Source organism: Halobaculum sp. CBA1158 (genome assembly GCF_021431925.1).
Classification (GTDB): domain Archaea; phylum Halobacteriota; class Halobacteria; order Halobacteriales; family Haloferacaceae; genus Halobaculum.
The window spans coordinates 553840-563497 of the sequence record NZ_CP090371.1 but is presented as its reverse complement, the minus strand read 5'-3'; the positions used below and the strand labels follow the sequence as shown (position 1 = coordinate 563497).

Below are 9658 nucleotides of genomic sequence, written 5' to 3'. Positions count from 1 at the left end.
GTACCGATAGCGGAGGCACAGTATGACCGGCGGGGGGACCGAGACGGTCGCCATCCAGCGCGAGCCCGTCGATGAGTACATGGGGTCGCCGACGGAGTCGTCGTTCTACAACGTCGGCGCGGACGCGACACTCACGCCGCTGGAGCTGCAGAACGCGCTCCAGCGGATGAACAACTTCTCAGCCGAATCGTACACGAGCCGCGAGACGACGATCGAGGGCGCAGCGACGATCTCGGGGACGGTCACCGAGGACACCATGTGGCTGCTGAACCACCACATGGGCTCGCCGCCGACGCAGTCAGGATCCGGGCCGTACGACTACACGTGGTCGGTCGAGGCCGGCCGGTGCCAGTCGTTCCGGATCTTCGGTGGCGTGGACTACCTCAACGGCACGGTCGAGCGCGTCGCGAAGGGTGCGATCATCCCGCAGATCGACTGGGAGTGCAACGTGGGCGAGTCGGTCACGTTCAACGCGACCGTCCTGTACGGCGACGAGACACGCAACACGTCGATCACGCCAGGATCGCAGCCGTCGCCGACCGGTCCGGAGCTCATGTTCCACGGCGGCTCGCTGTCGATCGGCGGGAGCGACCAGAAGAAGATGGAGTCGGCGTCGCTGTCGACAAGCACGGGCGCGCGGTTCCAGCGCGGCTTCCAGCGAGCACCCACCGACGCCGTGATTGGTGCGGCCGAGCACTCGCTCACGCCGACCAAGGTGATCGACGACACCGACCTCCTGCAGCTGGCGTACGGTAACTCGACGGCTCCGGTCAAGGACTCGGCGCTGTCGGACGCCGACGCATCGCTCGTGTTCGGAAGCGGTGGCGACACCGAAGCGGCGTTCGCCTGCAGCGGCGCGAAGCCGAACACCTACTCGTGGGAGAACTTCGGCGACGCGACAACCGATCGCTTGGAGAACACGGAGCTGTACGTGAACAGCGTCGAGCCGACGCTCACGACACCGACCGCGGAGGCTCGATGATGACGGACACGACCACGCTCGTCGTCTCCGACGTCGTCGACGAGCTCGACGAGCGCCTGGACGAGATCGCGGACGAGGCCGACCGCGCCGACGCAGGATCGGACGACCAGCAGCGTCTCGACCAAGAGGGCGTCCAGGTCGACCAGCGAATGCGTTCGTTCGAGCGCGCCGCTGCCGAATGGGGCCCCGACGCCGAACTCACGATCGCGGCGCTGTCGCCCGGCGACCGTGCCCAGTTCGGCGACCTCCTCGCTGCGGCTCGCAACCAGCAGACGATCGAGACGGAGGGCCGCAACCTCCGGGATCTGTACTGGGTCGCCGCCGGGCTCGTCGACGCGCCGTTCCTTGAGGGCGGCGAGTCCATCCAGCAGCGCGTCGTGGCGCTCCGCGACCTCGATCCGTGGGCGTGGCAACTCATCCAGCACCTGAAAGAGGAGGTGACGCGAGTCAACTCGCTGGATGCGGGAAACAGGAGCAGCTACGCCGAGCGGCGCTCGGGGAACCAGCAAGCCCAGACGCAGAGGTGACGTTCGCCGTGATGGCTGCTGCTGCGACGCTCGGCATGGCTCCGGCTCAGGTCCGCGAGGAACTCACGTGGCGGGAGATCGAGCAGTTGCTCGTGTGTCTCCCGGGCATCGAGCGACTGCGCCTCCTGGCCCTCGGCGGTGATCCAGAGTGACTGAGTTCGACGTCGACGCCACGTTCAACGCGACCGTCGCGCCCCAGTCGCTTCGTTCAGCCCGCCAGACGATCGAGGATTCGCTGAACGACATCGAGGTCCAGGTCGCCGCCCAGACCAGCGCCGGAGCAGGCGGTGACAGGCAGATCGCCTCGCGCGAGCGGGCGATGCAGCGCCAACTCCAGACGCAGCAGGTGGACGCGCTCACCGGGATCGAGGGCGCGCTCGACGAGCCTGCGGCCGCGCCCGGTCTCATCGACGAGTGGGAGGTCGAGCACGACCTGAGCGAACGCCGAAATGATATTCTTCTTGAGCTCCTGGATCAAATGGAGCAGGACTCCTTCGACCGTGCGACGCGGGGCGGCGGCGGCGGCATGGCTGCGCTCGGGGTTGCTGGGGCGTTCGCGCCGTTCGTCGCCGCCGGCGGCCTCGCTGCCGGCGCGCTCACCGTCGGCGACGAGTTGATGGACTTCCTCGGCGACTACGAGGCACCTGACCTGGGCGTGCCGCCGATCCCCGACCTCGACGCGCCCGATCTCCCGCCGCTGGAGCCGCCGTCGTCGCTTCCGGCGCTCGATGTCGACGACCCGGATTGGTTGCCCATCACGATTGACGAGCCCGAGTGGTTACCGATCCTCCCGCCCGACGGTGAGGGCGAGGACACGCCCGGCAACCGCGACGAGAACCCATCGCGCGACCCGTCGCGGAACCCCGATCGCCAGCCTGGGCCGCGTGACTCACCCGGGCCGACAGCCGTGCCCGACGGCCGCGACGAGGTGCCCGACACGCCGTCGACGCCGGATCGCCAGCCCGGGCCGCTCGACGCGCCCGGGCCGACAGCGGTGCCGGACGGAACTGGCGATGTGCCCGACGACCTCCCGCCGCGTGTGCCGGGTGGCAGCGGGTCGCCCGATTCCGGCCCGCTTGGTGATGTTGGTATCGAGGAGATCATTGGGGGTGGAGTCGGTGCGGGCGTCGGTGCCGGCCTTCTGAAAAAGATCATCGATGGGTCTGGTGCAGCGGGCGGATCATCGGCGGGCGTTCCGTTCGCCCTCCCATCGATCCTCGGAGCGCAGGACGCACAACGCGAAGATCAGGGGCTGTTGGAAGAACTGTTCAACGTGGATTGGTCGGCCGGCGGTGGGATGGCGACTGCCGCGATCGGCCCAGCCGTCCAAGCGGCGTCGCAGCCGGGGCGGAGCAACCGCGCCGGCGATCGTCGTCGTGAGCGCACAGGCGGTGACACGACCGCGAACGTCACCGTCGAAGCGGCAGGCGTGACTCAACGCGACTTGGATCAGGCGTTTGAGGATGTCAAGCGCGAACTCCGCAGAGAGTTCCAGTCGTCGTTCTCCGGCGGCGGAGGGCTCAGTCGGTGAGCTCGTTAATCCGACGTTGTCGCTGGACTGCGAGTCCTGTTGATAGAAGCAGGACTGCACCGATAATTCCGACGTACCAGTCTCCGTCATCCACCGCGATCGACAACGACATGATGGCGATGACGCCCGACCCGAGAAGCAACGCCCACTCGCTCCAGTCGACGCCAAGTAGTCTCATGGTATCGCGATACACGCACCTGCACAAAAGGTTTCGCGCCACCCGGCGACGCCGTCGGCGCTGGAGGGGTGGCTCATGACGCTCCCGTATGCCAGACTCACGTTGGACGCCGAGATCGCGGGCGTCGAGCGGACAGGAGTATTCGAGCTCCCTGGCGGTCCGCAGGGCGCGAGCTCGATCGGAGAAATCTATCGTACTGGCTTCCTGGTCGAGGACACAGGAACGGGCGTCCTCGCGCTCCTCTCGCGCCTTCGGGACGATATCGACCTGGACGACGGGACGGTCCGCGTGAGCGGCGGCGGGCAACACGCCTTCGCGATCGACGCCGAGGCACCGACGACGACGACCAAGCCGAATTCAACTGAGCCCTACCAATGGGGTAGTTCTCCAGACCCGACGGTCGGTCCGAACAAACACACGGCGACGGGAGCACACAAGGAAGCCCAGCAGGCGGTGCTCATGTCGTACATCCGGAACGGCGTCGCGGGCGACTCGTTCACGCCGGCGACGCTGGAGCTGTTCGAGCACTCCGAGTCGGGGATCTACGAGCCGCTGACGGTCGGCCTGGAGGACCCCGAGACGGCGATCGTCAACGACGACCCGACGGCGGCGGACGTGAGCTTCACCGCCGTCTCCGTCCTCGATGTCGACCAGGCGCTGTCGCAACTCCAGCGCCTCCCCTAACGCCGGCCGGCGCTCGCGACCGTCGAGACTGCCCTCGAACGCAGCTTTTGATACATACCCACCAGACCCATGACACTCTACGCGTACGCGATCCCACTCGACCAGGCAGTCCAACAGACAGCGTCGTCGGCAGCGGCCAAGCAGACTGCCGAGAACGCGGCGTTGAACGCGCCGGCGACGGCCGAGGCGACGGCACAGACGCCCAACACGCGGACGATATCGGGCGTGTTCGGCGGCATCGCGGCCGACGAACTCGCCGAGTCGCTGGAGGAGTTGGCCGGCGCTGCCAGCGCAGGGTTCTCCGTGGTCCCCGTGTACGGCAGCGACGCCGTCGACGACCTCACGGATGGGTACTACATCCTCCAGTCGGCGACGACCGAGCCCGAGCGCCCGCAGGCGGCCGGCCGGCTTCATCGGTACTCGGTCGAACTGGAGGCGGCGGGGACGCGCGCCCAGCAGTTGCGCGCCGTTCACACGTCGCCGAACGCCTCGATCGAGCAGGACATCGCGACGCCGACGACCGAGCAGCAGTACGTCGGCGTCGACGCCCGGGCAACGCTCACGCGCTGGTACGACACCACTTCGGGCGACCTCACGTCGGCGACGCCGGTCGACACGACCGAGACGGTCCACGGTGACGTGGACCTGTACGATCCGACGAGCGCCCCGACCGACGCGCCAGCGCTCACGTACAAACTCCCGTACGCCCAGGAGTACGAGCGCGACTGCGTCGCCCACGACACCCGCGGCTACGCCGACAAGGAGAGTGACGGCGTGATCAACTGGCAGCGAGTGTTCGCCACGTCTCACGAGATCGGGAGTGACGCGGCGCTCGTGCTCTCGACGCGCGCCATCCGCGTGCGCGTCGACGAGGACGCGGGCACCCTCACCGCTGAAGAGTGGGACGCCAGCGCCGCCGGCGGCGACGGCGCGTGGACCGACATCGCACTCCCCGCGAGCGACTGGGAGCCGGTGGATATCGACCTCGTCTATCTCGGGCCCGCTCGCATCCAAGCGCAGGTCGTGTTCGAGAACGCTTCGACGGGCGAGTTGGCGACCGTCGACGGCCGGTGGCATCGCGGCTGGGATCTGATCCAGTGGTCGCGGGCGACCGGCGAGCCGACGCCGAGCGGGCTGGTCGACCTGCTGGAGCCGACGGCAAGCGGGAGCGTCGAGACGCCCGGCTCGGAGGCTGGGTTGGTCAAGCGGTCTGGGGAGGTGCGGCGGTAGATGGTCCAGTTGATAACGAGCTTCGAGTCGGGGCTGGACAGCTTCAGCGGCTCGAAGGGGTCTCCGGGATGGGAGACACAAACATCGTCGGCGACGGACGGGAATACTGCTGCACGCGGAGTTACTGACGACTCTGACGGAGAGACGATCGCGTCTACGTCAGGGCTTGCGGCGTACCCGGATTCTGGCGATCGGTTCCGTGCCGACTTCCGTCTCGGAGCTGCAGACGGGTCCGAATCGTTGTGGATCCTGTACGCCTGTCAATCTGAGACGGCTGGGACGAACACCCGCCCGGACTCGTACCGACTGCTGATCTCGTCGTCTAACGCGTCGCTCACGGCAATCGGCGGCGGCGGCGAGTTTGCGTCAACGTCGGATGTCTCGCTGTCCGCAGATACGTACTACACGGCCGAGATCGCGTGGGATACCCCGGCGACTGCAAGTGGCGAACACGTCGTCACGATCACCGACGGCAGCGGCACCGAAGTGGCTCAGTTCTCGGGGACAGACACGACGTTCACGTCTGGCGGGGTTGGTGCAGAAGCGCAGTCAACGGACGGATCGACGACGAACACGTACGACCTCGATCATCTCCGGCTGCCGTCTCCGCCCGCGCCGGCGACGGCGTCTCAGACGGTCGTCGATGACGAGGAGATCGAGGTGTCGTGGGATGGCGTGACCGAGGCCGACGACTACCAACTCCAGGTCAGCGAGGACGGCGGTGGGTTCACCACGGTCGCGACACCGACGGCAACCTCGGTCACATACACGGCGGCAGCGTCGACGAACACACACGAGTTCAAAGTCCGGGCACGCGCGAACCAGACCGAGTCTGAGTGGACGGTAACTGAGACGGTCGCGACCGATCCGTCGTCACTTGTCGTCACCGACGAGTCGTCATCGGAGATCGATCTCGCATGGGACGGCGCTCGCGATGCAGACGAGTACGCCGTCTACCGCGCAGATACGAGTGGCTCAACGGTTGGCGACTACACCGAGATAGCCACGACAGCGGGGACGACGTATACGGACGCGGACATCGACGCGACCGACGGGGAGAGTTACTTTTACCGGGTGCAGGCGCGGTACAGCGGGGGGGTCGATTCCGAACTTAGCAACGAAGCTGAAGGCACGACGCCGCTGCCCGCGCCGACGCTTGAGTCGCTCGATGACTCGACGCAGCGTGAGATCACGGTCTCCTACTCGCTCAACGACAACTCGAGCGACGGGGACGTCCTCGTCGAGCGCTCCACCGACGGCGGGGCGACGTGGTCCGAGATCGCGACTGTCTCCGACCTGAGCGCGACGGCGTACACCGACGACGGCTTGGACGACGGCACGGAGTACACCTACCGCATCACGCGCCGCACCGACCACGCCGAGGCCACCAGCGGGACGGCGACGGCGACGACGATCGCGCCCGAGCCGGTACTCGACACCGCCGTCGTCGACGAGGCCGCCGGCGACGTGATCGACATCACGGGTACCGACACGGGTAACTCGGAGCTCCGGCACGCCATCGAGGTGCTGCGGGTCGACCTCGCCGGTGACTCCTGGACGGAGACGGGCGAGGAGATCCCCGCCCAGGCCGGCGACGGCAACGACCTTACAGGGTCGACGGCGGCGCTGCTGGATGGCGAGCGCTATCGCGTCCGGCTCAAGACGGAGTTCCCCGACGCGACTGCGACGAGCAACCGGATCGCGCGGACGACCGACCTCCCGAACGAGGACCAGCCACAGCTGGGCAACGGCGTGGAAGACGAGATCGCCGTTGACCGCGAGTCGATCGTCTCCGACTACGGCGACGTGCGGATCCAGACGCGAGAGACGGGCGAGGAAGCGTGGGATGACACCGCCGAGGGGTGGGACGAGCAGGTTCTCCCGTACGACGAGCTCACGACGACGTTCGTCGGTCGCGAGGACGGCGAAGAGTACGAGGTGCGCGCCAGGACCGAAACCGAGCACGTCGACGGCGCGTGGACCGACCCCGTCGCGATCATCACCAAGTTTCCTGGCGCGACCCAACTCCAGGCGACCGCGCAAGGGCGGACGAGCGTCCTCCTCGAGTGGACCGACAACGCCGACAACGAGATCGGCCAGGACGTGCAGCGTCGCGAGGTGCTCGCGGACGGCTCGGTCACGGACTGGCGGCCGATCGACGACGCCGGCCCCAACGCCGAGTCCTACACCGACGACGGCGTCCGCCCGGGTACGACCTACGACTACCGAATCAGGCCGTACACGGACGACACCGAAGCGCTCTCGAACGTCGACCAGGCCACGACAGACACGGCGCGCGTCCAAACATCACCGGTGCCGGCGACGGGCCCGTACGTCGAGGTCGACCACCCCGACGGGCGCACCCTGACGCCGACGGTCCTCGATGACGACTGGACGCCGCAGGTCAAGCAGCGCCCCACCGTCTCGATCACGGTCCCGCAGCGGGACGGCTGGGAGGCCCTGGAGGGCGAGCCGATGCGCGTGTGGCTCGACGGCCACCAACTCCCGATCGACACGCTCGAGGGCGTCACCGATACCGTGGGCGGCGAGACGTCGACGACGACGCTGGAGGCGACCGGCGCGCAGGCGCTCGACGAGTACACCGACGACATCCAGATCGACCAGCAGGAGACGCATCTCGCCGCCCGCGACATCATCGACCAATATACGCCGTACGGACGCAACGTCGACGACCCGGCGACGGACACCCGCGCCGACGTGCTCATGCTGTCGGTCTCGGGAGCCTCAATCGCCGACGAACTCCTCGCCCCGCCGACGGCGACCGACCCGCTCTCGATAGGGCAGATCGACGGCGCGGCGCAACTCCAGACAGGGTGGTTCCGCGAGATCGAGGACGTCGACTACACCGGTGTACAGCGCTTCGCCGACGCCGACGGCAACGACGGGGAGTGGTCGTCCAACCGGTGTGTCGCGCTCTCGGAGGCGGGCGACGGATTCAGCGTCGACATCAGCGTCGACCACGAGATCCCACCGGGCGAGTTTGAGGTCCGCTTCCTGGACGCCGTCGTCGACGGCAACCCGGCCTACGAGGTTCGCCTGGACGGCGACGTCGTCGACACGGTCGGCGCAGACACGCTCGGAACTGACGCCGACCGCTTCGATCTCGGCTGGGGGGTCGGGTTTGAGCTCAATTCGTCGTCGACGATCACGCCCGGCATCTATTCGGTGACGCTGGAGTGCACGGCCGCGGGCTCGGGGACGATCTACGCCGACGTCGCCCACGTCCGCGACGATCGCGAGAGCTACACCTTCGACGACACGCCCGTCGACGGCGTCGTCCAGGGGCCCGAGCAGTATCCCGCCGAGACCGAGGTCGTGCTCGACGATATCGCCTCGATCGAGCAGGTCGTCGCCGGCGAGCTCGAGGTCGTGATGTCCTCGACCGCGGGCAGCCAAGCGGTCGCCGTGAGTAACGACGAGGGGCAGACGTGGATCGAGGCCTCGAACGCCGAGACCGTCTCCGGCGAGTTCGCATCTGCCTCGAACCAGATCCGAGCGCGGGTGACGCTCTCGCGGTACGCGAGCGACCCGACGACGTCGCCGGCGCAAGGAGATTCGGGCCAGTCCGTCGACGATCTGGAGGTGCGCGCCAGCCTCGAGGACACGCCCGTCACCTTCGACGCGAGCTATCGCGACCGTCTCTCCGCGGTCCTCGCGGACCTGGCCCAGGACGGCCGCATGGTGTGGGAGGTGCGCCGGGATCCCAACGCGCCTGCCGACGACCCCGAGGGCTACATCATCGAGTGGACGCAGATCGGCCAGCGGACGCGTGAGTCCACCCAGCCCGTCACTCGGTTGGAGCGCCGGACCACGCTGGAGACGGCCTACGACCGCGTCGTCGTGTTCGGTCGGTCGACACGCGCTACCGATGTCGAGTGGTCCGTCGACGAAGTCGGGACACTCACCGGCTTGGGTGACTCGTGGGTAGTGCCCGGGAGCGAACGCATCTACGATCCCGATACGGGCGAGACGTACGAGCGCGGCGAGGACTACCGCATCGAGTGGGACATCGGCGGCATCGAGATCCTCCCCAACTCCCAGTTGGCGACGGGGACGACCTACGCCGCCGACTACGACTGGAGGTTTAGAGGCGAAGCGACGACCGCCGGCGTCGACGCCAGCGAGGCGCGCACCACCGAGCAGGCGATCCCCGGCGCGACCTCCGGCCGCGAGTGCGACCAGCTGGCGCTCAGCGTTCTGAAGGACGTGCAGGAGGCGCAGGTGGAAGCCGAGATCACGCTGCTGGAGTCGCGGCCGGACGTCCCGCTCGTCGAGGCGTTGTCGCATCCGCGCCTGCCGCCCGGACCCCAGGAGGTGCGTGGCGTCGACGACGGCGCGGGCGACGAGCGCCGGTATCGGCTTGCCAACCGGCGTACCGTTGAGGAGATCGTCGCCGACGTCCGCGAGGATATCGACAACCTCGCGGACGTGGTGTGAGCTGACGACGGCGGCGTCGAGTGACGGTCGCGATGACCCGCGCCGACCGGCGCTGGCGAGCACCACTT

At 67.9% G+C, this 9658-nt stretch carries 8 protein-coding genes; 7 read left to right on the top strand and 1 reads right to left on the bottom strand.

What is annotated here, in order from left to right; genetic code table 11:
- Positions 1-22: 22 nt before the first annotated feature.
- The 4 genes from Hbl1158_RS02900 to Hbl1158_RS02885 are packed head-to-tail and all read left to right on the top strand — an operon-like array spanning position 23 to position 3040.
- Positions 23-982 (top strand): phage tail tube protein, encoded by a 960-nt coding sequence (locus tag Hbl1158_RS02900; protein WP_234298576.1) that lies wholly within the window; start codon positions 23-25, stop codon positions 980-982.
- Complete coding sequence (locus Hbl1158_RS02895; RefSeq protein WP_234298575.1) at positions 982-1509, top strand: hypothetical protein; 528 nt, start codon at positions 982-984, stop codon at positions 1507-1509. The genes Hbl1158_RS02900 and Hbl1158_RS02895 overlap by 1 nt, the downstream gene beginning before the upstream one ends.
- 11 nt (positions 1510-1520) lie before the next feature.
- Entirely contained in the window at positions 1521-1661 is a 141-nt protein-coding gene (locus Hbl1158_RS02890) for a hypothetical protein (protein ID WP_234298574.1), read from the top strand.
- A complete protein-coding gene (locus Hbl1158_RS02885) occupies positions 1658-3040 on the top strand; it encodes a hypothetical protein (protein ID WP_234298573.1) in 1383 nt (460 codons plus the stop codon). Before Hbl1158_RS02890 ends, Hbl1158_RS02885 begins: the two co-directional genes overlap by 4 nt.
- Here Hbl1158_RS02885 and Hbl1158_RS02880 read toward each other — a convergent pair.
- Entirely contained in the window at positions 3030-3218 is a 189-nt protein-coding gene (locus Hbl1158_RS02880) for a hypothetical protein (protein ID WP_234298572.1), read from the bottom strand. The two genes, Hbl1158_RS02885 and Hbl1158_RS02880, sit on opposite strands and share 11 nt — an antisense overlap.
- Before the next feature lie 75 nt (positions 3219-3293).
- Between Hbl1158_RS02880 and Hbl1158_RS02875 the strand changes: the two genes are divergently transcribed.
- From Hbl1158_RS02875 to Hbl1158_RS02865, 3 genes are all read left to right on the top strand, one after another.
- A complete protein-coding gene (locus tag Hbl1158_RS02875) occupies positions 3294-3902 on the top strand; it encodes a hypothetical protein (RefSeq protein WP_234298571.1) in 609 nt (202 codons plus the stop codon).
- 69 nt (positions 3903-3971) lie between these two features.
- On the top strand, positions 3972-5132 hold the full coding sequence (locus tag Hbl1158_RS02870) for a hypothetical protein (RefSeq protein ID WP_234298570.1): 1161 nt from the start codon (positions 3972-3974) through the stop codon (positions 5130-5132).
- A complete protein-coding gene (locus Hbl1158_RS02865; protein ID WP_234298569.1) occupies positions 5133-9590 on the top strand; it encodes a hypothetical protein in 4458 nt (1485 codons plus the stop codon).
- Positions 9591-9658 lie beyond the last annotated feature (68 nt).